At 44.9% G+C, this 22,588-nt stretch carries 20 protein-coding genes; 4 read left to right on the top strand and 16 right to left on the bottom strand.

Features of this window, described 5'->3' with window-relative positions; all coding sequences use genetic code 11:
• Window positions 1-170: 170 nt before the first annotated feature.
• From SLU01_RS03580 to SLU01_RS03570, 3 genes are read right to left on the bottom strand one after another with little or no spacing between them, the layout of a single operon-like run.
• Window positions 171-1,976 (bottom strand): ABC transporter substrate-binding protein, encoded by a 1,806-nt coding sequence (locus tag SLU01_RS03580; protein WP_147055433.1) that lies wholly within the window; start codon window positions 1,974-1,976, stop codon window positions 171-173.
• A gap of 34 nt (window positions 1,977-2,010) precedes the next feature.
• Window positions 2,011-3,507: an ABC transporter permease gene (locus SLU01_RS03575; RefSeq protein WP_147055431.1), complete on the bottom strand. Its 1,497-nt coding sequence runs from the start codon at window positions 3,505-3,507 to the stop codon at window positions 2,011-2,013.
• Window positions 3,508-3,520: 13 nt separating this feature from the next.
• Complete coding sequence (locus tag SLU01_RS03570; protein ID WP_147055429.1) at window positions 3,521-4,942, bottom strand: ABC transporter permease; 1,422 nt, start codon at window positions 4,940-4,942, stop codon at window positions 3,521-3,523.
• 117 nt (window positions 4,943-5,059) lie between these two features.
• Between SLU01_RS03570 and SLU01_RS03565 the strand changes: the two genes are divergently transcribed.
• Window positions 5,060-6,793 carry an ABC transporter ATP-binding protein gene (locus SLU01_RS03565; protein ID WP_147055427.1) on the top strand — a complete coding sequence of 578 codons (1,734 nt, stop codon included), beginning with the start codon at window positions 5,060-5,062 and terminating at the stop codon, window positions 6,791-6,793.
• Between the two features lie 110 nt (window positions 6,794-6,903).
• Here the strand turns inward: SLU01_RS03565 and SLU01_RS03560 are convergent, their stop codons facing one another.
• Entirely contained in the window at window positions 6,904-7,167 is a 264-nt protein-coding gene (locus SLU01_RS03560; RefSeq protein WP_147055425.1) for an excalibur calcium-binding domain-containing protein, read from the bottom strand.
• 232 nt (window positions 7,168-7,399) lie between these two features.
• Between SLU01_RS03560 and SLU01_RS03555 the strand changes: the two genes are divergently transcribed.
• The gene (locus tag SLU01_RS03555; RefSeq protein WP_170232569.1) at window positions 7,400-8,041 is read left to right on the top strand and encodes a metal-dependent hydrolase; all 642 of its coding nucleotides are present in this window, start codon (window positions 7,400-7,402) and stop codon (window positions 8,039-8,041) included.
• A 140-nt stretch (window positions 8,042-8,181) separates the two neighbouring features.
• Here the strand turns inward: SLU01_RS03555 and SLU01_RS03550 are convergent, their stop codons facing one another.
• Window positions 8,182-8,478, bottom strand: a complete 297-nt coding sequence (locus SLU01_RS03550; RefSeq protein WP_170232568.1) for a hypothetical protein — start codon at window positions 8,476-8,478, stop codon at window positions 8,182-8,184.
• Between the two features lie 239 nt (window positions 8,479-8,717).
• On the opposite strand from SLU01_RS03550, the gene SLU01_RS03545 reads away from it, so the two are divergent.
• Window positions 8,718-9,605, top strand: coding sequence for a PucR family transcriptional regulator (locus SLU01_RS03545; protein WP_170232567.1), 888 nt, complete (start codon window positions 8,718-8,720; stop codon window positions 9,603-9,605).
• Window positions 9,606-9,716: 111 nt separating this feature from the next.
• Complete coding sequence (locus SLU01_RS03540) at window positions 9,717-10,823, top strand: ABC transporter ATP-binding protein (RefSeq protein ID WP_147055417.1); 1,107 nt, start codon at window positions 9,717-9,719, stop codon at window positions 10,821-10,823.
• A 75-nt stretch (window positions 10,824-10,898) separates the two neighbouring features.
• Here the strand turns inward: SLU01_RS03540 and SLU01_RS03535 are convergent, their stop codons facing one another.
• The 11 genes from SLU01_RS03535 to SLU01_RS03485 form a co-directional block, all read right to left on the bottom strand.
• Complete coding sequence (locus tag SLU01_RS03535) at window positions 10,899-11,840, bottom strand: ROK family protein (protein ID WP_147055415.1); 942 nt, start codon at window positions 11,838-11,840, stop codon at window positions 10,899-10,901.
• A 10-nt stretch (window positions 11,841-11,850) separates the two neighbouring features.
• Window positions 11,851-12,867, bottom strand: a complete 1,017-nt coding sequence (locus SLU01_RS03530; protein ID WP_147055413.1) for an SIS domain-containing protein — start codon at window positions 12,865-12,867, stop codon at window positions 11,851-11,853.
• A gap of 14 nt (window positions 12,868-12,881) precedes the next feature.
• The gene (gene pfkB, locus SLU01_RS03525) at window positions 12,882-13,814 is read right to left on the bottom strand and encodes a 1-phosphofructokinase (RefSeq protein WP_147055411.1); all 933 of its coding nucleotides are present in this window, start codon (window positions 13,812-13,814) and stop codon (window positions 12,882-12,884) included.
• Complete coding sequence (locus SLU01_RS03520) at window positions 13,811-14,653, bottom strand: class II fructose-bisphosphate aldolase (protein WP_147055409.1); 843 nt, start codon at window positions 14,651-14,653, stop codon at window positions 13,811-13,813. The genes pfkB and SLU01_RS03520 overlap by 4 nt, the downstream gene beginning before the upstream one ends.
• Before the next feature lie 443 nt (window positions 14,654-15,096).
• On the bottom strand, window positions 15,097-15,828 hold the full coding sequence (locus tag SLU01_RS03515; protein ID WP_147055408.1) for a GntR family transcriptional regulator: 732 nt from the start codon (window positions 15,826-15,828) through the stop codon (window positions 15,097-15,099).
• Between the two features lie 59 nt (window positions 15,829-15,887).
• A complete protein-coding gene (gene nagA / locus SLU01_RS03510; protein ID WP_147055530.1) occupies window positions 15,888-17,093 on the bottom strand; it encodes an N-acetylglucosamine-6-phosphate deacetylase in 1,206 nt (401 codons plus the stop codon).
• A gap of 26 nt (window positions 17,094-17,119) precedes the next feature.
• Window positions 17,120-17,764, bottom strand: a complete 645-nt coding sequence (locus SLU01_RS03505) for a YesL family protein (protein WP_147055406.1) — start codon at window positions 17,762-17,764, stop codon at window positions 17,120-17,122.
• Between the two features lie 62 nt (window positions 17,765-17,826).
• A complete protein-coding gene (locus SLU01_RS03500; protein WP_147055404.1) occupies window positions 17,827-19,440 on the bottom strand; it encodes an extracellular solute-binding protein in 1,614 nt (537 codons plus the stop codon).
• A gap of 15 nt (window positions 19,441-19,455) precedes the next feature.
• Window positions 19,456-20,334, bottom strand: coding sequence for a carbohydrate ABC transporter permease (locus SLU01_RS03495; protein WP_147055402.1), 879 nt, complete (start codon window positions 20,332-20,334; stop codon window positions 19,456-19,458).
• Between the two features lie 12 nt (window positions 20,335-20,346).
• Window positions 20,347-21,327, bottom strand: a complete 981-nt coding sequence (locus SLU01_RS03490) for an ABC transporter permease (RefSeq protein ID WP_147055400.1) — start codon at window positions 21,325-21,327, stop codon at window positions 20,347-20,349.
• 27 nt (window positions 21,328-21,354) lie between these two features.
• Window positions 21,355-22,506, bottom strand: a complete 1,152-nt coding sequence (locus tag SLU01_RS03485) for a Gfo/Idh/MocA family protein (RefSeq protein ID WP_147055398.1) — start codon at window positions 22,504-22,506, stop codon at window positions 21,355-21,357.
• Between the last annotated feature and the right edge of the window lie 82 nt (window positions 22,507-22,588).

Below are 22,588 nucleotides of genomic sequence, written 5' to 3'. Positions count from 1 at the left end.
ACAACCGCGGTTCTTTACCGTTTCGCCTTCTATGTATCGTTGCCGCGTAGCTCCATCCTTATAGTACGCCTTTTATCTCAGCAAAGCCATGCTTTTTTAAAAAATCGGTGCCTGCCACCCGAACAATTCAGAATTGTTCGGGTGGCAGGCACCATAAATTTTTGTTTATGTTATTCCGCTATATACTCTTTCACTTTCGCCGGGTCGGCGATCAACTCGTTACCTGTTTCAACTAATGGACTTACCGTCGAATAAGCTTTCTTTTTATTCCCATGGTAGAAGTTGCGGAACTCATCCTGATTGATGGAGTAAAGTACCGCTTTCCGTAAGTTTTCATTTTTCGCAACTTCACGGTCGACTGCATTAAATAGCAAGTACGTGACGGCATTGCTGTCGTTCTTTTGCAAGACAAGTTTGTCATCATTTTCAACCAACTCATATTTCGTTTCCGGCACACCGTTGAACAGATGGATTTCACCGTTGCGCAAAGCTGATAATGCACTGTCCGAGTCTTCAATAAAACGGACTGTTACATTAGAGATTTTTGGTTCAAATTCACTGTCCGCCCGATAAGCAGGGTTCTTCGCAAAGTCGGCTTGGTAATCGTTCTTCTGCACGAGGATATACGGGCCGCTCGCATATAAATGATTCTTATACGTAGCGCCTTCAGTTACTGTGCGTTGATCGCCGTATGGAATGTCTTTATTGACATCAAAAGCTGCCACGTCATATGTGTTGATGCTTCCAACTTGCTTTTTCGAAACGATTCCTGCTGATTGGTGCGCCAAATAGTTTAGCACTTGCGGGAATGGCTCATTCGTCGTCACTTTGATGACTTGATATTTTCCTGCATTGCTGTCCGCAGCTGTCTTTTCTCCAACAAGTTCTGTAATGTCTGTCTCAAGCCCTAGTTCAAGTGCCTCGAGAACTGATCCTTCTACGCCTGATTGTTTCGCATCTTGCAGCTCCGCAATGTCCGTCACAATCTCAACGTCCTTTATACTCTCATGCAAGCTGTAAGTACGGTGATCTGGCACAGCGTCTTTGTTTTTCGCGCGGTTCAATGAAAAGACGACGTCATCCGCCCCAACCCGCTCTCCTGTATCCACTGCCTTTCCATCCGCCACTGCTGCAAAATTGATGTCGTCACGGAGTAAGAAGTAATAATCCGAATTCCCGTCGCCAATCGCATAATTATATGAAAGCGAACCATCGGAAACGACTTGATCGTCATCCGTTAAATTGACAAGGCGCACATACATATTCGTGTTCAACGTATTGATCGAGCCGTCATTCCCTTTGATCGGATCAAGTGACGTCAACGAACCGATTGCCTGCTGGGTGATCAACGCATCCGTATCACGCTTCGATGCATCATTGAAATCAATCGTTTCCCATGCGATTGCCCGTGATTTCGCAAGACGGACCGTATCCGGGTTCAACACATCTTTATTAACACCTTGCGCTTTGAATGAAATATACAATGGCGCAATATATGCTTTCTCTCCAACAATCCGCTGTTCAAGCTGTTTATACGTCTCTTTATATTCATCTGGCGTTTCAGTGCTTGCTTTCTCAATCAATGCATCCACTTCTGAATCGTTAATATCACTGTTGTCACCGTCTGATTTGAAGAGTGAGCGGACCGCGTAATCCGGATTCCCCGTTACAGTCGTCCAGCTTGATAATGCAATGTCAAAATTGCCTGCATCACGTTGCGCCTTGAAGCTGCCATAATCCGGTTGGATGTTCAATTTTACGTCAAAACCATTTTTAATTAGCTGGTCACGAACGATGTTCATATCATCCTCGCCAGCACTTGTTCCAAGCAGTTCAATTGTCACTTTGCCTGAACCGCCGCTGCCTTTAGTGTCTCCACTATCTTTCTCACCGGATACATCCGATTTCGTTTTCACACAGCCCGCCAACACAACTACAAGTGCAAGCATAATGGTCAGTAATTTTTTCCCCATCATCAATTCCCCTATTCTCAAGTTATTTATTCAACCGTCAATCAAGCCGCGGGTCCAGTGCATCCCTTAGCCCATCCCCTAAAAAGTTGAAAGAAAGGACGAGTAAGATGATCGCGAGTCCCGGAAAAATTGCCAAATACGAATGGGATTCTAAATACGTACTTCCGACGCGCAGTATATTCCCCCATTCCGGAATATGCGGTTCCACGCCAAGCCCTAAATAGCTAAGACTGCTTGTCGCTATGACTGCCCCACCAATCGTCAATGTCGATTTGACGATCATCGGTGCTAATGAATTCGGTACGACCTGTTTAAAAATGATCGACATATCTGACGTACCGAGCGCACGGGCGGAATCGACGAAATCGTAGTTCGATACCATCAACACATTCGCCCGCATCGTCCGTGCATATGTCGGGATCGCTCCAACACTTAACGCAATGATCAAGTTCGTCGTATTCGCACCGAATGCAGCAATAATTGCTATTGCCAGCAGAATCCCTGGAATCGCATACAGCACATCAAGCAGCCGCATAATCACATTATCCGTCCGAGTGCTGTAATAGCCCGCAATCCCGCCAAGGAATCCGCCGATAATGACCGGAATGGCTGTAGACGCAAAGCCAACGAGCAGTGAAATCCTTGCCCCGAAAATAATCCTGGAAAACACATCACGCCCGAAATTATCCGTGCCGAACGGGTAAGCCAAGCTCGGTGGCTGTAAAATATGGCTGTAGTCATTTTCAACCGCAAGCGCATAATCGAATGTGAATCGGCTCACGACTGAAATTGTCAGCATGAGAATAATGAAAAACATTCCTAAAGTAGCCGTTGAATTACGGGTAATCTTCTCCCACATGACATTCCATTTCATGATGCGCGACCGGTCATTGCTCATTGATTTCAACAACAAGCTCCACCCCAACAACAGTGCAAACAGATTACCTGTCAATGCAGTGAGAAGGACGAGGATTGCAACAATTGCCATTGATCGCGGAGCTTTAACATCTCCCACCATCTTCGCTACAATGATCAAAACAGCTACATGAAAGGCTGCAAAGATTAGCAAAACGACCATCGCTAAAGGAAATGTGTCCGTTACATACGGTTTGAAAATATTCATTGCTGAAATCGCGATGACAAATAGTTGTGTCAAAAACATATACACGGCAAAAGTGTATTCCGGCGTCTTTCGTTCATTAATCAGATTGAACGCGAAAGCTGCGGCAAAAATATTGCCGGTCACTAAACTAATTAGCTGTATATAGCCGAGCCGCCGGGCCTTTTTTTGAATCGCGCCAGTGTCCAGCAGATCCCTCTTCATCTTCCGCGTAATGAAAAGCTGCAAGAAAGTCGTAGCCAAATAGGCGATAAATATAGCAAACACAAACGTATTCATTTCCCCGGTTTTGAACGAGTAACTGTTCACGAGAAAAACCATCGAAATAATTAGCGAGATGATCCATGTGAAATTCGCTTGCGGGTATTCTTTTGATAAAACCAATGCGTGTCGATTGTTCAGCTTATCTTCCATCTTTTCACCTGCTTTATGATTGTTTCATCTTTGAACGGATACGCGGGTCAAGAAATGCGTATAAAATATCGATCAATAAATTTACGAGAGAAATGGTAATGGCAATATAGACGACTCCGCCCATGATAGCCGGGATGTCGGGGATGAATTGCTTATCCACGATATAACTCCCAATCCCTTTAATATTGAACACTTTCTCCGTCACTGCAGCTCCGCCAAGCATGCCGCCGAACATCAGTCCAATGACGGTAATAACCGGAATCATTGCATTTCCGACCGCATGCTTCCAAAGCATTTGGCTTTTCGTCAGTCCTTTCGCACGAGCCGTAATGATGTAATCCTCGTGAATGATTTCGAGTAATGAAGACCGCATCATCCTTGCAATCGACGCAGTGAGCCCAGTGCCAAGTACGATAACAGGCATGATCATCGATAAGGCATTCCCCGGACTATAAGTAGCAGGAAGCCAATTGAGCTTGATCGAGAAATTCAGGATGAAGATAAGGCCTTGCCAGAAATTCGGAATCGACAAACCGATCAATGCTATGAACATGAACGTCGTATCCAAAAACGAATTCGGACGTGTCGCGGATAAAATGCCGATCGGAATGGCGATGACGATTGCCATTAAAACAGAGAATATTGCGATCGTAAGCGTAATCGGGAATTTATTCGCAATGCTTGAAGCAACATCCTCGTTTCCCGCAAACGCAGAACCGAGATCGAACGTCGCAATTCCTTTTAACGCATTCCATAGTTGCTGTAAATACGGCAGATCCAGCCTATGGATTTGATTGAATGCGACAATCTGCTCCGGCGTTGCCGATTCGCCCAGAATATTAGATGCCGGATCGAATGGTGAAATATAAAGAATGGTAAAAACAAGTGTTCCTACACCGATTATGACAAACACGCTCTGGACAAGGCGTTCCATAATATATTTCAAAAACGGGTTACTAATCAAAAGCAGCAAACCGTACATGAAAATGCCCGGCAAAAGTGAAACGATCACGAACATCGGGCTTTCCAGAAGAGACTGGAAGTAAGCCGAATACGTCTCTTTCCGAAAACCATCCTGCGCAAGTCTTTCAGCAGTCCGTCGCTCAACCTCTTCCTGAAAACGCACCTCCGCCAATTGTTCAGCCTCGCTATGAATCTCTTCCCTACTTCTTTTCTCTTGGAAAAATTCCCATTTCCTTTGCAATTGCTCCTCATACTCTTCAAGCCAGCTATTTTTACCGCCGACAGTCTTCAACTCCTGCTGGACAGCTGCTATTGCTGCTTCGTATGTATGATCTTTTCTTTTCGATAAATAAATGAGATAGACAACTAGATGAAGAGGCAACCCCAGCACATATAGCAAAAACCGATACATCACTCTCTTTTGCGCCTCTTCGAATGTTCTCGTGAGCACGGCTGAAACGCCAAAATTCATCTACTATTCCCTCCTTTCCATATTGTATAATTCCTATCGGTATACTATACTATATTCAAACATCAAGTTAGTGTCAATTTAAGAATTTTCAATTTGACGCTGATAGGGGGATTTTTCATGTCGAATACAGTGTTGCGTGTAACGGATTTACATGTTTCATTCGCACAGAGAGAAAAGGATTTCAATGCAGTACGCGGCGTAAGTTTTGAAGTGAAGAAAGGGGAAACACTTGGGATTGTCGGGGAATCCGGTAGCGGCAAGAGCGTCACAGCGCGTTCCATCATGCGCCTTCTTCCTTCGCCTCCTTCTTATATGAAGCAAGGAATGATTGAATTCCAGGGGGAAAACCTTGCTTTGAAAACGGAAAAAGAAATGGAAAGCATTCGAGGAAAAGAGATCAGCATGATTTTCCAAGACCCGATGACGTCCCTTAACCCGACTATCAAGGTAGGAAAACAAATTGCCGAAAGCCTAGTGAAGCATAGGGGTTTATCGAAGGATGTAGCAAAAAAGGAAGCGATTGAGCTACTAACGCTCGTTGGAATAAAAAACAGTGAAAAGAGGTATAGCCAATATCCTCATGAATTTTCAGGAGGCATGCGCCAACGGGTGATGATTGCCATCGCTCTCGCATGTAGGCCTTCACTCCTCATTGCGGATGAGCCGACAACCGCACTCGACGTGACGATTCAAGCGCAGATTTTAGATTTAATGAAAAGTATGCAGCAACGATTTGACACCTCCATTATTCTAATTACGCATGATTTAGGTGTTGTAGCGGGTATGTGTGATCGTGTCGTCGTCATGAAAGACGGGGAGGTTGTCGAAACAGGAACGACAATAGACATATTCAAGAATCCGAAGCATCCGTATACGAAAAAACTTTTGAATGCATTGCCTCGGCTTGATGAAAAAAAGAAGCCGAAACGACTACCACATATTAAAGCGGGTGTGGATACGACGATTCCGCTCGTTCAAGTAGATTCTTTACGTCAACATTTCGATAGTGGAAAAGGCGAATTGACGAAAGCGGTCGATGATATAAGTTTTCATATCCGTCCGGGTGAAACTTTAGGACTCGTCGGCGAATCAGGATCGGGCAAATCGACGACAGGGCGCGCTATCTTGCGGCTTGATGAACCAACCGCAGGCGACATTCTCTACCGAGGAATGGCCATTAACCGGTTCTCTCCAAAAGAGATGAAAACGATGCGACGCCATATGCAAATGATTTTCCAAGATCCGTATTCGTCTTTGAATCCGCGCTTCAAAGTGTTAGATATTATCGGGCAGGCGCTCGATATTCATAAGTTGAGCAAATCGAAAGCGGAGCGGAGAAAGAGAGTGGAAGAGCTGCTCAAAATGGTCGGCCTCGAGCCGGAGCACGCCACACGGTACCCACATGAATTCTCAGGTGGACAGCGCCAACGGATCGGTATCGCCCGCGCCTTGGCAGTCGAACCGGACTTTATCGTCTGCGATGAACCATTGTCAGCACTTGACGTTTCCATTCAAACACAAATCGTCGAGTTGCTTGAGGACCTCCAGCATCGACTCGGCCTCACCTATCTTTTCATCGCCCACGACCTATCAATGGTGAAACATATTAGCGACCGAGTTGCTGTCATGTATGCCGGCAAAATCGTCGAACTCGCAGAAAGCGAGGAGCTATACAACAACCCTTTGCACCCATATACAAAATCCTTGCTCTCCGCCATCCCTATTCCCGACCCTCGCGTGGAAGCAAACAAACAGCGACACATACCGGAAGAAAGCACGACAGTGGACCGTTATAATCTACAGAACGCACAATTAGTCGAAGTATCAGAAGGGCATTGGGTAGCGCAGTGAACTAGTAAAAAAAAGAAAGGTGCCTGCCACCCGAACAATTTTGAGTTGTTCGGGTGGCAGGCACCTTGTTTGAGCAGCTTAAGCTTATTATTCGAATAATGTCCTAATAGTTAACGTTCACACGCAATCCCATCTTTATCGCGATCCATCCCTGTATGCAATTTGTAAAGTTCAGCTGAAACCGTGGGCTTATATTTCGTTTTCCCGCCTTTATTCCGGACTTTCGCATTTTTGGCGACGCCACCCGGATACGTTTTATTCAATTCTGTACAGTTTTTGAACTTAGCAGGCGCCGCAGCAGCTGAGTTGATTGGTATAGTAATCATTAGTAAAGCAATCGCTACCGCAAGAAGACCCGTAAAACATTTTTTCATGACGATTCACTCCATATCTATCTTTTGTAAATAATTGTAACACAATCCACCTATTAGTCTACTAAATTTTCACTATTTATGCGGATACCTATACCTAGGAAAATCTCTACTAAAGATAACTCACACAATTTATTAACTAGCATTCTTTTGAAAAGTGTTAACATCAGCCCATTGCCTTCACCCTTCTAAATAAGGGATAATGAAAAGATTACACAACGAGAGAGGTTTACAGATGAAAGGAAGTTCACATGCAATAATCGGAGTTACGGTCGGGGCAATTGCGGGGTATCAAGTACAACCCGATCCATACACGGCCGTAGTCTCCTCTTTAGTCGGAGGGGTATCGGCGCTTGTCCCCGACTTGGATACAAACGGGGTGGCAAGCAACCGGATCACTATTTCAAAAGAGCTCGGTCGCTGGTTGATGCATCTTGCTGGAATAGGTATTTTAATGGCGATTACCTATCAGTATTTCACAATAGGCTATACGCCTTCCATCCTGCTCTATGGAGGAATCGGTCTGCTATTTTTCATCATATCGCGTTTCATTACACAAAGAAGAATGTTAACCCTAACGGGAATCATGGTGATGTGGCTCGGATTCGTCATGCAACAATCCATTGGAATTTTATTGGCGGGAAGCTATATCGTCATTGCATCATTTCTGTCACACCGATCCTACACGCACTCCCTACTTGGACTCGTTTTTTACGGTTTCATTTTGAATCAATTACAACAGGAGTGGGAGATCTATGGTCTGCTCGTCGCTGGAATTGCTGGGTATGCCAGCCATCTAATTGCAGATATGAAGGTCCTACCGATGAACCGCCGAGGTGTGAAATGGTTCTCCCCGATTTGGAATAAGGAATGGTGAAATAAACAGGTGCCTGCCACCCGTACAATTCTAAGTAATAGAAATTGTACGGGTGACAGACACCGAAATTTATTCCTTCCTCTCCTTCACACGCACAATCGCTCTTTGTCCATCTCCCTCCGTCTCGACTAGCTCGCCTGTCATTTTTTCGCCATTTTCCCCAAATGCATCGATTGCTCCTCCACTTTCAACACCTTGCCATCAATAGAGGCAGTGCCCGTAAGCTCAATTTCCATCGCTCCTAAATCTTCTGCCGGTTTACTAATTTCAATTTCATCTTCCTCGTCAATCTTTTCCTCATCAGAAGCCACTTCCTCTTCAGTTTCCTCAGGCGTTGCCGCCAGTTCCATTCCCTCATCATCGACTTTCTTTGTACTACCGATCAATAAAATGACTATGCAAAAAGCCGTAAATGCCATTTGTATTCGCTGTTTCAATTTCAAACCGCTCCTTTCCACTCTTTAAATGGTCTCTTCCATTTACGAGAAACAAACGACAGAGTTTCAGTTTCATAACGATTCCAAGCAAAACAATCCTTTCGACATACGGGACTATTGATCCGGAAGTATTGGTGTCCATGGTTTATTCACGCTTTTTTCTGGCAATTAAACTCCCTATCAATCTTTTATCCGTTGTATACTAGTAGTTAGACCCCCGATGGAAGGAGCGAAATTATTTGTTAGCTGAAATGACAACTTTATTTCCATCTCTTGAAATACTATCTTCCCGACCTGCATTAAATCGACAGCATGAGTACGTTTTTCACAATTCACATGAAAACTACTGGATACGCATTTTGAAATCAGAAGTTTCGATGCGTGAATATACGATGCTAGCTGCCCTTTTCAAAGAAGTGCCGCATACTCCTTTTCCATCTAACCCGATCACGGAAAGATGGATCCGTTTTTTAGAAGGAACAGGCAATTCCCCTGTCGGCAATCAATCAGAAATCCGTGCCGTACATCTGAAGCTTCAAAGTGCGAAAGTTGAGGAGCTGGAGGATGCGGTAACTGCGTTTTTTGACGAAAATATGCAACTTGTGTACATATCAGCCGATCAAGCGGTTCTAATCGAACAGAAATCAACTTATACACAAACCATTGAGGACTTGGCTTCGTTTTTAAGTGCGCTTGAAGCGGATTTCTTTATTAAAACTAAGATGTACATTGGAAAATTCCATACAGCGGATGACGGCTACCATACGAAATTTGCTAAGGAGGCAGAATGGTTCTTACAAGGCCTATCTTTACTACCTAATAAGCGGATTTTCACGATGGAGCTTCTTTTTCCTTCTTTTTTCATCGACCAAGCATCACAAGAGATGAAAGAGATATTGCATAGAGAAATTCTTGAACCGATCGGCTTTGATGACAGCATGCTTGAAACAGTCAGATCGTTTTTCGAAAATGGATTCAACGCCTCCGTCACTTCCGAAAAGTTGCACATTCATCGAAATACGTTGAACTATAGACTTGCTAAGTTTCAGGAAACGACCGGCATCTCCGTCCGAAGCTTTGACGGTGCACTCGTAGCGTATTGCGCCAGCTTGCTCACTTCGCGCTAAGAAGACAGTTTGCACAATATAGTGATTGTACTTTTTGTGCAACGTGTCCATACCGCTCTTTCGGCTTCATTGCTATCCTTAACGTATGAACTGACAAAAGGGGTGGCTTGTATGGAAGAGTTAGTATTGGATCGTATTTATAAAAAGTACGGAGATGACGCCGTTGCTGTATCGGATTTTAATTTGCGGGTCGTGGAAAAGGAATTCATTGTCCTCGTCGGTCCTTCCGGCTGCGGTAAGTCCACTACGTTACGGATGATTGCAGGGCTTGAGGAGATCACTGAGGGTGAGCTGCGAATTGAGGGCAAACTGATGAATGATGTTGCTCCAAAAGACCGCGACATCGCCATGGTTTTTCAGAATTATGCGCTATATCCCCACATGTCCGTTTACGATAATATGGCATTCGGATTGAAGCTTCGTAAATTCTCGAAAGCCGAAATTGACGAGCGGGTTAGAAAAGCGGCAGACATTCTAGGGCTTGATGAATATTTGACACGTAAACCGAAAGCTTTGTCTGGGGGACAAAGACAGCGGGTTGCTCTCGGCAGGGCAATCGTACGGGATGCCAAATTGTTTTTGATGGACGAACCACTTTCAAATCTCGACGCTAAGTTGCGGGTTCAAATGCGGGCGGAAATTTCGAAATTGCATCAGCGTTTAGGCACGACAACCGTTTACGTAACACATGATCAGACGGAAGCAATGACGATGGCAACGCGTCTCGTCGTTATGAAGGATGGTTTGATTCAACAAATCGGGACGCCAAAGGAAGTATACGAAAATCCTCAAAACGTCTTCGTAGGTGGGTTTATCGGGTCACCAGCCATGAACTTCTTTACCGGTACAGTACAGGATGGACAATTTACCATTGGACCAGTTTCACTCAAGATTCCAGAAAAGGCTTATCATCTATTGGAGAAGCGGGATTTCGGTGGGAAAGAAGTAATACTCGGCGTCAGACCAGAGCATATCCATTATACGGTCGATAGTAAGGAGAAATCGTCCGACTCCCTAGTACAAGTACAGGTCGATGTTGCAGAATTGACCGGTGCTGAAATGATGGTGTATTCCTCTATTGAGGGCCAGTCATTCATCGCTCGACTGAATGCAGATACGGATGTTCATCCACAACAAAAATTACAATTGGCCTTTGACATGGAAAAAGCCCATTTCTTTGATAGTTCAACAGAAATGCGCATTACAGAAGAAGTATGATTGTACAAGCCTTTGCTCATTAGACGAGTGAAGGCTTTTTTGCAACATAAAAAAAGGTGCAGGACATATCTCATCCTACACCTCATTCGTTAAGCAGTAGATCGGATTGCTCTCTTCCACGGAATCCTTCTTGCGTGTTCCGAAGCGGAAAAAGGCACCCCATAAGCCGGCATTCCCTTTCAAAAGGCTCGTTTCAATTCGCTTCTCTTTGCCTTTGAATAAAGGATGCTGTAAATAGTCGGCAAGCTCGTTTTTCACAGCTTCAACGAGTCTCGGATGGTTGTTGAACACACCGCCGCCTAACACAATTGCATGCGGATCGAGCAGAAGAAGTGTATGGTGCACTTGCTTTGCTAATGCTCGAACGGCTTCATTGAGAATGAAGACCGCTTGATCGTCATTTGCATAATAACGATCCATTATATCGTGCAGCGTCATGTCCGGATCGGCGAAGGCAGTTTTCCCCTTTGCTTCCATTGCCGGTCCCGACACTTGCGTCTCCAAGCTCAGCATGCGATCATCCACAATGCCGAACCCTATTTCACCAGCCATCCCTGCCCCTCGCACGAACTGACCGCCAATTATGCTGCAGCAAGAAATGCCGGTGCTTAATGTGACGTAAACAAGTGACTCTTCAGCAAAGCCTCTCTGTTTGTATTCTCCCCAGGCAGCCATATACACATCGTTATCCACTTTGATGTCTGCCTCAGTGAAAATGCCCGACAACCGCTCCTTAATCGGAAAGTCCCGCCACGGCAAATTGTTTTGGAATACCGCGACGCCTTTATCCACATCAACGATACCGGGCAGCCCAATTGAAATGCCCTTTATACCCGTCCGTTCCACTCCAGCTTTTGTGCACAGTTCATCACACGCATTCGTAAATAAATGATAAAGCAATTCCCCGTCTTCCGTTTCGCTCTTCTTCACAGTGGAGCTGACCATTACTCCATCTGCACGAAAAAGAGCCACCGCCAACTTCGTTCCTCCGATATCCGCCGCGAGTATATATTCCATTCGGTTGCACTTACGCCAGTTTGACGACCTGTGTCAGATTTCGCGGTTGGTCAGGATTAAATCCAAGACGGACAGCACGCTGGTATGCCAGAAATTGAAGGAGCGGAACGTATAGGGAGTATCGGTTATGGTCGGTAATTTCATCGGTCAGTCGAATAAGCTGATCCGCTTCAAAATCTTCATTAGTCGGTCCGATGACGAGCACATACCCGCCGAGACGCTGTATATCTTTCACGAGACTTTGATCAAAAGCAGCTGTCTCCTTCTGTGCAAGGAGAATGACAACAGTCGATTCGTCTACAATCGAAATCGGACCATGTCTGAATTCCAGGCTGGAATAGCTTTCGCATTCTGTTTGCGTCATTTCCTTCAATTTCAATGTTGCCTCTTTCGCCAATCCGTTATATTGACCTGATCCAAGATAAATGAATCGCTTTTTCGTCAAGTTTTCTGCAATTACTTTCGTCTGGTCCTCTGACGCAATCAATGCATTCACAAGATCCGGGATACGTGAAAGCTCATTCAAATCTTGTTCTGATTCCGCCCATTTCACCGCATAGAGTTGCAAAGCATACATCATATTCGAGAAAGATTGCGTCATGACAACGCTTTGTTCCGAAATATGATCAAGAGCAATCACTTCATCAGCCATCTCAGCCATTGCCGTATCGCCATTGCAAGTGATCGCCAATGTACGGATTTGCTCATTCTCCTTCAAGTTGTCCAATGCCATAATGATTTCTGATGTCGTCCCTGATCGTGAAATAGCTACCACTAAATACTTCTTCCCAGGTATGATCCACGTAGACGCATGAAGAAACAGCTCAGAAGCCGGGACCGCTGCGGCGAACACACCCGTTGCGTTTTGATAGTATCTTGCAGCCGAAGAGGCCAAGTAAAATGACGTGCCGCACCCTGTGAAAATAACTTGATCGACTTCACCCGTATTAAAAGTTTCTTTCTCCAAAAGCTCATAAGTCTTATGCAACTGTTCCGCCTGGTTTTTAATTTCATTATACGTATGCATCATAATTTCCTCCCTCAATTAAATTCCTGAATCTTAATCATTTTCATCAAATCCTCGACTTCATTCCAATCACTGTAGCCGATCTCTGGATGGGCAGCATTGACGGAGCCGCATGCAATCGCCCGCTTATACGCTTTCACATCATCTTCGAAAGAGGAAAACCCGTACAGCAATCCGCCAATGAATGCATCACCGCTCCCTACAGGGTTTTTGAGGTCAATTAGCGGCGCTTCTGCTTGGAAAGCACCTGTTTGATTACAAAACAAAGCACCCTTCTCTCCCAATGTAAGACAAACATGCCCAATTCCTTGTTCTGCGAGGCGGCATCCTTCTTTACGCATCCTCTCCGTCGACAAGGATTCCGAACCGACCATGTCAGCGAATTCCTTCTCGTTCGGTTTGATGGCAAATGGTTTTGCTTCAATGCCATACCGCAATGCAATTCCACTCGTATCGAGCACCGCTTTCGCTCCGTTGGCATTAATGATATCGATCATTTGCGCGTAGGCATCATCGGGCAGCCCTTTCGGTAAGCTGCCGCTCAAAGCAAACCATTTCGTCTGATTCGATTTTACGCGCAACCATTCAAGCATCGACTTCCATTCTTCCTCGGAAATGACCGGGCCGCTTTCCAATAGCTCCGTGCCTTTCCCCGTCGATGTATCCATAACCGTTAGGCATACCCTGCTCTCACCAGCTATCGGTATGAACTGTTCAGGAATCCCCTTTTCTTTCACAAGGCGGCGGATTTTTTCGCCATTGCTGCCGCCTAAAAAACCGCCGGCATCTACCTCAGCACCTAATGAAGTAAGAACTTTGGCGACGTTCAGTCCTTTTCCACCTGCATCTTGGTGCATATCCATAATCCGATTGACTCCGCCAACTGCTAAACAATCAAGCCGGTAAATCTGATCGATTGCAGCGTTCAATGTAATCGATGTAATCATCGTTGCAGCATCTCAATCTTCTTCTTCACTAAGTCGATGAGCGCCTCTCTCGCCGGAAGGAAATATTTCCGTGGATCGTTTTCGTTTGGATTTTCAATGAAATAGGAACGCAATTCATCAGCAAATAAGTCCTTCAATTCCGTCGAGAAATTCACTTTCGCCACGCCATATTGCAATGCCTTCCGCACGCTTTCTTCACTGACGCCTGATGCTCCATGCATGACTAAAGGAATTGACGTCTCATCCTGAATCTTGCTAAGCAGATCGAATTGTAAATCCGGTTCTTGCTTGTAATTTCCGTGGGCAGTTCCGAAAGCAGGGGCTAATGAGTCGATACCCGTTGCCCGTACGAACTCGCCCGCGAGCAACGGATCGGTGAACGCGGCCATGTTTTCATCGACGACAAGGTCATCTTCCACACCGCCAATCGTCCCTAGCTCGGCTTCCACCGGTATCCCGATTGGTCGCGCAGCTTCCACGACACGCTTGACGAGCATCACATTCTCCTCATACGGAAGAGTGGAACCGTCTATCATGACGGACGTATAGCCTGCCCGCAAACATTCCATCACGACATTGAACGATTCCCCATGATCCAAATGCAATGCGACTGGAACTTTCGCTTGTTCCGCCGCCGCCTTAGCCATCGCAATCATATAAGGCATACCGACATATTTATATGTACTGGATGTAGTTTGTAAAATGACAGGAGCTCCGACCGATTCAGCTCCGGCAATGATTGACTTGATAATTTCCAAATTATGTGCACCAAATGCCCCAATTGCGTAATGGTTGTCGCGAGCATCCTTTAGCATTTCTTTTGTAGTAACTAATGGCATTTAAATACCTCCTGCGTGATAGGGTTGTTGGTATAACTAACGAAAAGCGAAAGGCGGCGTTTAGCCCCGACAAGCGCTGGAGGATTTGAAAAAAAGGCGCACTTTGCCTTTTCTTTCAAATCTGAAGCGACTCGAGGGGCTGCCGCCTGTAGCTGGACAATAAGAAAAGCGGAAGGCGCTTGCCCAGCAAAGGTTCGCAGTCTAAGAACGCCGCGTCCTGCGGCAACGACTGCATGACCGGCATCCTGCCGGCCTCAGGCATAAGGCAAAGATGCGGCGTGGCGGTCTTTGCCACAGAGCAGCTTTGACTTATGACCCGAGCAAGTCGAACTGCGCAGGGTTCGATTTGCCGTATTTCTGCGGTTTGTGCAGAAATTAAGGCATCCCGCTAGCGCCTGTAGCTGGACAATAACGATATGCAAGTACATAGAAAAACTATGCACTTACACCAAATCGGTATAAAATCGGCAACGATCACCACGGACAATCGATATGCAAAATTCCACCGGACGATTGTTCGTGTCAAAAGCCGTTCGTTCCAATAGCAAAGCAGGCTTTCCTACTTCCGTTTTCAAATGGACGCTTTCTTCTTCCCGGATTAAAACCGGCTCAAATGCCTCTTTTGCACGGATGACGGAAACTCCATATCGGTTTGCCAGCAATTCGTACAATGATGACGTTGCCACGTCAAACAAATCATCCTTGTTCCGTACGATTGACTTAGGCATGTAGGAGGACTCCAATATGATTGGCTCTCCATCTGCACAGCGGATACGTTTCATTTTAATTACCTTTTCTTCATGGTCAAGCTGTAACCCTTTCCTCACAGCCGAAGACGGGCTAACTTCTTCAACTTCCAGTACAATATCAGAAGGTTTGAATCCCTTATCCCTCAGCACCTGGCTGAAACTATAAAAGCCACCTAGCGATTGTTCAAGCTTCGCATGCGCAACGAAAGTTCCTTTTCCTTGAATCCGATACAGAATGTCCTCCTGCACCATTTCTTCAATGGCCTTTTTCACTGTGTTCCGACTAACATTGAGCTTTTCCATCAACTGGTTTTCCGAGTCTATTTTATCACCTGGATTCCATTCACCCGATTTGATGCGCTCCTCTAAACGTTGCTTAACTTGATAATATAATGGAATAATGCTTGCTTGATCTAGTGGCTTCATTCAAATTCATCCTTTTAAATAATTCTTCTAGTTCCAATATATCATCACTTCAGCAAATTTCACATCAAATCACACAATCTCTTAAAATTGGAATTGGCAGATGCATAGGCAATCGTACCGTTACAGATTGTCATTTCGATATGGTCCGTTTCGTCTAGAAGAACAACATCGGCATCTTTTCCTACTGCAATGGACCCTTTCCGGGAATCAATGCCTAACCGTTTTGCCTGATTCAACGAAGTAATATATGTCTGCTCAAGCAATGACAAGCCGCCCCACTTCGCTATGTTTTTCCTCGCTTCATTCATCGTCAGAATACTGCCTGCTAAGGAAGCCCCTTTTTCCAACGTACATTTCCCATCCCGTACGGTGACATTGTTGCCGCCTAGATCATAAACTCCGTCTGGCATTCCTTTCGCCCGGATGCCATCTGTTATGACAAGCGTCCGTTCGACTCCCTTCTGCCTCAATATAAGTTTCAACAAATCGGGATGAAAATGATGCCCGTCCGGAATTACTTCGACATAAACTTCGTCAGCCAACAACGCTGCACCTACTACACCAGGTTCACGATGATGAAGCCCCCTCATTCCGTTGAATAAATGAGTTGCATGTGTTACACCACTTCGCACATTTTCCAACGTTTCTGCATACGTCGCATTCGAATGTCCAATCGAAGCGATGACACCCTCTTGAACGAGCCTTTCAACAAAGGACCGATCTCCTGTCTCAGGTGCAAAGGTAACAATTTTAATTGCCCCGCCTGACAATCGTTGCCACTCGTTAAATAATTCTATATCGGGCTGTAAAATATGCTGCTCCGGCTGGGCTCCTTTTTGTACCGGATGAATGAAAGGTCCTTCCAAATGGATGCCGATCATTTCAGGAACGCCTTGCTTGATTCGCTCGCGGTACATTTTTATAGCAGACATCGCTTCACCGATCCGATTGGCCGGGTTTGTCATCGTCGTTGCCAGGAAGGAAGTCGTCCCTTCCTGTGCAAGTTTCTTTGCCATTCCGTCCAACGCCTCAACAGAAGCATCCATGACGTCAAAACCGCCTGCGCCATGAACATGGATATCGATCATGCCGGGGATGATTCGTTTTGATTGACAATCAAGTTGCAGATCACGATCTGGAATTGGCGGGCAATCCGCCATATGTCCAAATGAACAGACTTTACCCTCTTTCAAATGTAAAAAGCCGTTTTCTAGTATTGATCGCTCCAATACGATTGTTGCGTTCAGCAACCAAATAGGTTTCATCAATCAACATGCCATCCTTTCCAAGTCTACTGATCTTCCGCCTGCAATGTACCATCCATTTTCCCTTTTAAACGGAATATTCCAGAGGACATCCACGACAGGAACAAAACGGTTAAACTGATTCCGAAAAAAGGCAGCAGTCCGGGAATAAATAGAAATAGACGGTACAGACCATAAAGACCAACAACCGACAAAAAAGCTTGAACTGGAAACGATATGCTTAGCAAAATGGAAGTCGAAAAGTAGCGGGTGAATGGAAGCTCATAATGGGTGAAAACAGGAAATATATTCATTAAGAGTACCGCATATAGCAACAAAATCATACTGAGTAATGCAAGCATAACCAACCCATGCATTCCGCTAATTGTCGACACGATGCGGAAGTTCAGCACTAAAAAGTAACCGAGGACAATCAAGACGAGCCCGATTTTATTAGAAGTTACAAATTCTTTCTTATACGTCTGCCAATAGTTCCGTACTAATGTTTTCAGATCATCCTCGCCTTGCAACCTTTTTCGCATCACGTGAAACATCCCGACCGTAGCCGGAGTGATTCCAAAAACAATAGCTCCGAGCAACGTCAATCCAATCCAAAGCAACTGGGCGACCGCCAACATCATCACCAATTCCGCAAACCAATATATTTTGCCTTTCCATCCGGTCAATCCCACTGAAACCAACTCCCATAAATGCTAAAGCTCATACGGAGGACGGCCTCCGTATAAGCTTTCTGTCACTTTTCTTTTTCCATGCGCTCGTGGGCTTGCTGAGCAATTTCCAAGTAATCATTCAGCCCCATCTTTTCAAGACTTTTCGTATATTCTTCCCATTTGCTGAAATCCATTTTCCCTGTTATGAACGCCGCTTTCGACTCATCTATATATGTCTGGATATCCGTCATGATGGCGCTCACTTTTTCATTCTCTTCGACTGTATAATTCAGTCCTGGCAATATGTTTTCATCTTTAATGCGATAAGGCTTGACCTTCTCGGCATTCAACGTAGTATTTTCCTTCGACTCAGCGCCTTGGAAAAACTTCTGTCTAACAATTCCCGGATAGTAGCCGCCTGGCCATGTCAAATATTCGCTGATTGCTTGGTCCATATTCAAGCCGTCCGGGTTATTTGTGATTGTTTCAAGGTATTTGAAATTCCCTTGTTCATCTTCTTCATATGTTATACCATCGAAGCCCATGAAGAACATTTTTGTCCCTTCATCGCCATAGAAATAATCCATCCAACGAACCATCGCCTCCGGATTCTTTGCCTTATCAGTTATGACGAACATTCCCAAGTTACCTAGCCCGTTCGAGACCGTATTATACGATCGCTCTCCGTTTGGTCCTTCCAAGACTGGCAATCCGACATACCCATCAAGCTTTACCAATTCCGCTGGGTCAATCGCATTCAGGACACCATAATTACCTTTCGATATTTCAGCAGTAAAGTCCTGTGGTGCGACAGTAAAAATATCTTGGTTAATTAACCCTTCAGAATATAATTTATTCAAATACATGAGCAATTCTTTATATTCATCAGTAGTAGGAACAAAGCGGAATGTATTGGTCCCTTCCTCGAAGTCCAAGTTTAGGTTCATGGAACCTTGTTTGTTCAGTCCAAAGCTTCCGCGTAAGAAATTGACGATCGGATCAATGCCGTATACACTTCCCCACGCTTGCTCATCCGCTTGACCATTACCATTTAAATCGTTCTCTTTGAATGCTTTCAACACTTGATATAATTCTTCTGTCGTTTCTGGTTCTGACATACCTATCTTATCAAGCCACTCTTTTTTCACCCAAGGTGCACTTCCACGCAACGCGTCAAATTGCGGGTCATAAATCGTCGGGAAGCCATAAATATTCCCATCCGCCATCGTAACTCCTTGTTTCACTGATGGATTTTCATCCAAAAGCTTCTTGAAATTCGGCGCATATTTGTCGATATAATCGTTCAGCGGCAAAAAGATGCCTTGCTGCCCATATTTCAATAGATCCGTTTTCGAGAAAGCCGAAGCAAAGTAAATCTCCGGATAATCTCCACTCGTCAATGACAAATTCCGCTTTTCCGCCAACGCTTCTGTTTGGACTGTCACCCAATCGACTTCGATGTTTGTCATCTTCTCATACTCTTCCCAAAGCATAAGATCGTTCCAATCTTGTGAAGCAAAAAACTTTGCTGCAAAGCCATCCACTTGGATTTTCTCTTTCACGATTGGCATGCCTGTCTCGTTTACATTATCCAAGTCCCCTTTTTCGGATGCACCATCCGTTTTCGAACACGCCCCCAAAATTCCCGCCGATAGCAGTAGGCTTACCGCCATACCCGCAAAATATTTTCTCCTCAAACCAAACTCCCCCTATCATCCTTTTAATGAACCAATCATGACACCTTTTACAAAATACCTTTGCAAGAATGGATACAGCATGAGCATCGGTAAATTTGCAACAATGAGTACTGCATATTTCAAGCCTTCCACACTAAGCTGCTGTGCCAGGAAACTCTCGCCCGTCGTCTGAATCATGTCGTCCATTTGCCCCTGGATCAAAATTTGCCTCAAAATGAGCTGCAAAGGGAATTTCTCTTGGTCTTGCAAATAAATAAGTGCTTGGAAGTATGAATTCCAATGGCCGACTGCATAGAACAGGACCATAACCGCAATAACAGGAAAGGACAACGGCAACACGATGTTCCACAATATCCTGAAATTGCTGCACCCATCGATCATCGCTGATTCTTGCAATTCATGCGGAATCGATTGGAAGAAAGTCCTCATTATGATGATATTCCAAACAGCTACGGCGTTCGGAATGATCATGACCCAAAACGTGTTCAGCATCCCTAGATCCTTTATTAACAAGTATGTCGGAATCAACCCGCCACTGAAAAAAATTGTAAAGACGATGAACGCCATAATGAGCCCTCTGCCCTTGAAATCTCTTCGGGATAGCGGATAGGCGGCCAAAATCGTCATAATGACGTTCAACACTGTACCTACAACCGTATATTTCACCGTGTTCATGAAACCGATAATGATATCTTTGTTTTTAAAGACTTTCTCATATGCATCCACCGTGAATTCCTTCGGCCAAAGCCACATCTCACCCGAAATGACGTATTGCGGATTACTCAAAGAGGCGCTTACGACAAACACTAACGGATAGATGACAAGCAATGCGATCACCGTAAGGAAGAAATAATTAAAAAATATAAAGGCTCTATCAGTCTTAGACTCTCTCAATTACTCCACCCCTTACCATAAGCTTGTCTCATTCACTTTCTTCGCAATCTGATTCACCATGATGAGCATGATGAAATTAATAATGGAGTTGAAAAGCCCGACCGCTGCCGAGAAGCTATATTGAGCCTCCAAAATCCCGCTCCGATAGACGAAGGTGGAAATGACGTCGGATGCTGACATGTTTAGCTGATTTTGCATCAGGTACACTTTTTCAAAACCGACCGCCATTACCGATCCCGCATTCAAGATGAATAGAATGACAATGGTCGGCATGATTGCAGGTATATTAATATGGATGATGCGCTGGAACCTGGAGGCTCCGTCAATCATGGCCGCTTCATGCTGGGCAGGATCGACCGCCGCTAATGCCGCAATGTAGATGATCGAGCTCCATCCCATCGTCTGCCACACATCGGAAAACACATACAAACTTTTAAACCATCCCGGCTCCGAGATGAAATCAATCGGAGTTCCTCCGAAAAGCCTGACAGCTTGGTTAATCAACCCGTCCGTTTTCAAGAAAAGCAAGAGCATACCAACGACTACTACAGTCGATAAAAAGTGAGGCGCATAAATAACCGTCTGGACGAACTTTTTGTACCGGAGACTTTTCACTTCATTCAACATCAATGCGATAATGATAGGAATTGGAAACGACACAGCTAACGTGAATACCCCGATGCCTACCGTATTTTTAATCAGTCTCCAAAAATAGTAACTGTCGAAGAACCGCTCAAAATGCTTGAATCCTACCCATGGACTTCCAAGAATCCCTTTGGATGCGATGAAATCCTTGAATGCAATTTGCAACCCATAAAGGGGGAAGTAGTGGAACACGATAAAATAAATGATGACCGGTGAAATAAGAACATAGAGCTCCCAATTTTGCCAAATCGATTTCCACCACTTCGCCCTTGCCTTCCGTTTTGCTTTTTTCCGTTCATCTGCTTCCAACTTTTTCACCGACTGGACGTTTTCACTTACATTGGTCATACACACACCCCTTTCATTCAAACATCATCAGTTATGTACTATGCTAGATGTTTGTGAAACCTCTACTACCTTGCCTCCTGAACGAATGGACTCAGTAGCCGCGCAACCGACTGCAACACTCATCCTGCCTGCAAAAGGTGTCGTCAACGGTTCTTTGTCATACAGCACCAACTCGACGAAGTCTTGCGCAATTTTCGGATCTGCTCCCCCATGGCTCCCCTTCTCAGATTTCATGTCATATGTGACATCACTGAATTCTTTCCATGTATTCGTCTTCCGTGTTTTCAAATAAACTTTCCCATTCACATCATCATTTTCAATCCGGCCTTCCGTTCCGATGAATGTGTAATTCCGTGAATAGTCCGGTGTGAAATGGCATTGTAAATACGATGCCTTCACTCCACCTTCAAGCTCCATAATAAGCATGTTATTATCTTCCACATCAATTTCTTCTCGGAATGCACACTCTGTGAAAGTATGCGGTACATACTCAGGACACGTTTTCTTCAAACTGCATTCAGGACACGTCAAATTGTTCGGCATGTTGCCCCCATAGTAATCCAAACTGCCGAATGCCGACACTTTCGTCGTATATCTTCCCGAAATCCAATGGATGACATCGAGATCATGCGACCCCTTCTGTAAGAGAAGCGACGTCGTATTTTTCGATTGGCCGTGCCAGTCATGATAGTAGAAATAACCGCCGAATCCGACAAAATGACGCACCCAAACTGCTTTCAACTCACCGATCGCTCCCGAATCGATAAGCCCCTTCATCGTCTGGTACATGCTCATATACCGCATATTGAATCCGACCATCAAATGTTTGCCCGATGCTTGCCAAGCTTCTATAATCCGGTCACAACCTTCGACCGTAATTGCGAGCGGCTTCTCGGAATAGACATGCTTCCCTGCCTGTAATGCCGCAATTACATGCTCCTCATGTAAATAATCAGGTGATAGGACAGCAATTGCATCTATATCATCCCTATTCAAAAGATCCCGATAATCCTTCGTCAAAAATAATGGAGAACCGATCATCTCCTGAAACTTCTGCTGCCGCGCTTCAGAAATATCCGCAAGCGCCACAATCTCAGACTCGCCATCCGGCTTATGCCAATACTGCGCCAACCCTCCCCGTAAACCTGCACCGATTACCCCAATTCTCACTTTTTTCATAATGGAACCCTTCCTTTCCCTGTTGGACAATTTAGTAAAACAAACTCTGGATTTTTTCCCGATTTACGGAAAACGTTATCTC

This window comes from Sporosarcina luteola, assembly GCF_007991495.1.
Lineage (GTDB): Bacteria > Bacillota > Bacilli > Bacillales_A > Planococcaceae > Sporosarcina > Sporosarcina luteola.
Note: the sequence above shows the minus strand (reverse complement) of the source record. Positions and strands in the feature narration are given on the sequence as shown.

Excerpts from the sequence above, each read along its gene's own strand:
- SLU01_RS03580 (WP_147055433.1), bottom strand. The coding sequence starts at position 1,976 with ATGATGGGGAAAAAATTACTGACCATTATGCTTGCACTTGTAGTTGTG.
- SLU01_RS03575 (WP_147055431.1), bottom strand. The coding sequence starts at position 3,507 with ATGGAAGATAAGCTGAACAATCGACACGCATTGGTTTTATCAAAAGAA.
- SLU01_RS03570 (WP_147055429.1), bottom strand. The coding sequence starts at position 4,942 with ATGAATTTTGGCGTTTCAGCCGTGCTCACGAGAACATTCGAAGAGGCG.
- SLU01_RS03565 (WP_147055427.1), top strand. The coding sequence starts at position 5,060 with ATGTCGAATACAGTGTTGCGTGTAACGGATTTACATGTTTCATTCGCA.
- SLU01_RS03560 (WP_147055425.1), bottom strand. The coding sequence starts at position 7,167 with ATGAAAAAATGTTTTACGGGTCTTCTTGCGGTAGCGATTGCTTTACTA.
- SLU01_RS03555 (WP_170232569.1), top strand. The coding sequence starts at position 7,400 with ATGAAAGGAAGTTCACATGCAATAATCGGAGTTACGGTCGGGGCAATT.
- SLU01_RS03540 (WP_147055417.1), top strand. The coding sequence starts at position 9,717 with ATGGAAGAGTTAGTATTGGATCGTATTTATAAAAAGTACGGAGATGAC.
- SLU01_RS03535 (WP_147055415.1), bottom strand. The coding sequence starts at position 11,840 with ATGGAATATATACTCGCGGCGGATATCGGAGGAACGAAGTTGGCGGTG.
- SLU01_RS03530 (WP_147055413.1), bottom strand. The coding sequence starts at position 12,867 with ATGCATACGTATAATGAAATTAAAAACCAGGCGGAACAGTTGCATAAG.
- pfkB (WP_147055411.1), bottom strand. The coding sequence starts at position 13,814 with ATGATTACATCGATTACATTGAACGCTGCAATCGATCAGATTTACCGG.
- SLU01_RS03520 (WP_147055409.1), bottom strand. The coding sequence starts at position 14,653 with ATGCCATTAGTTACTACAAAAGAAATGCTAAAGGATGCTCGCGACAAC.
- SLU01_RS03515 (WP_147055408.1), bottom strand. The coding sequence starts at position 15,828 with ATGAAGCCACTAGATCAAGCAAGCATTATTCCATTATATTATCAAGTT.
- nagA (WP_147055530.1), bottom strand. The coding sequence starts at position 17,093 with ATGAAACCTATTTGGTTGCTGAACGCAACAATCGTATTGGAGCGATCA.
- SLU01_RS03490 (WP_147055400.1), bottom strand. The coding sequence starts at position 21,327 with ATGACCAATGTAAGTGAAAACGTCCAGTCGGTGAAAAAGTTGGAAGCA.
- SLU01_RS03485 (WP_147055398.1), bottom strand. The coding sequence starts at position 22,506 with ATGAAAAAAGTGAGAATTGGGGTAATCGGTGCAGGTTTACGGGGAGGG.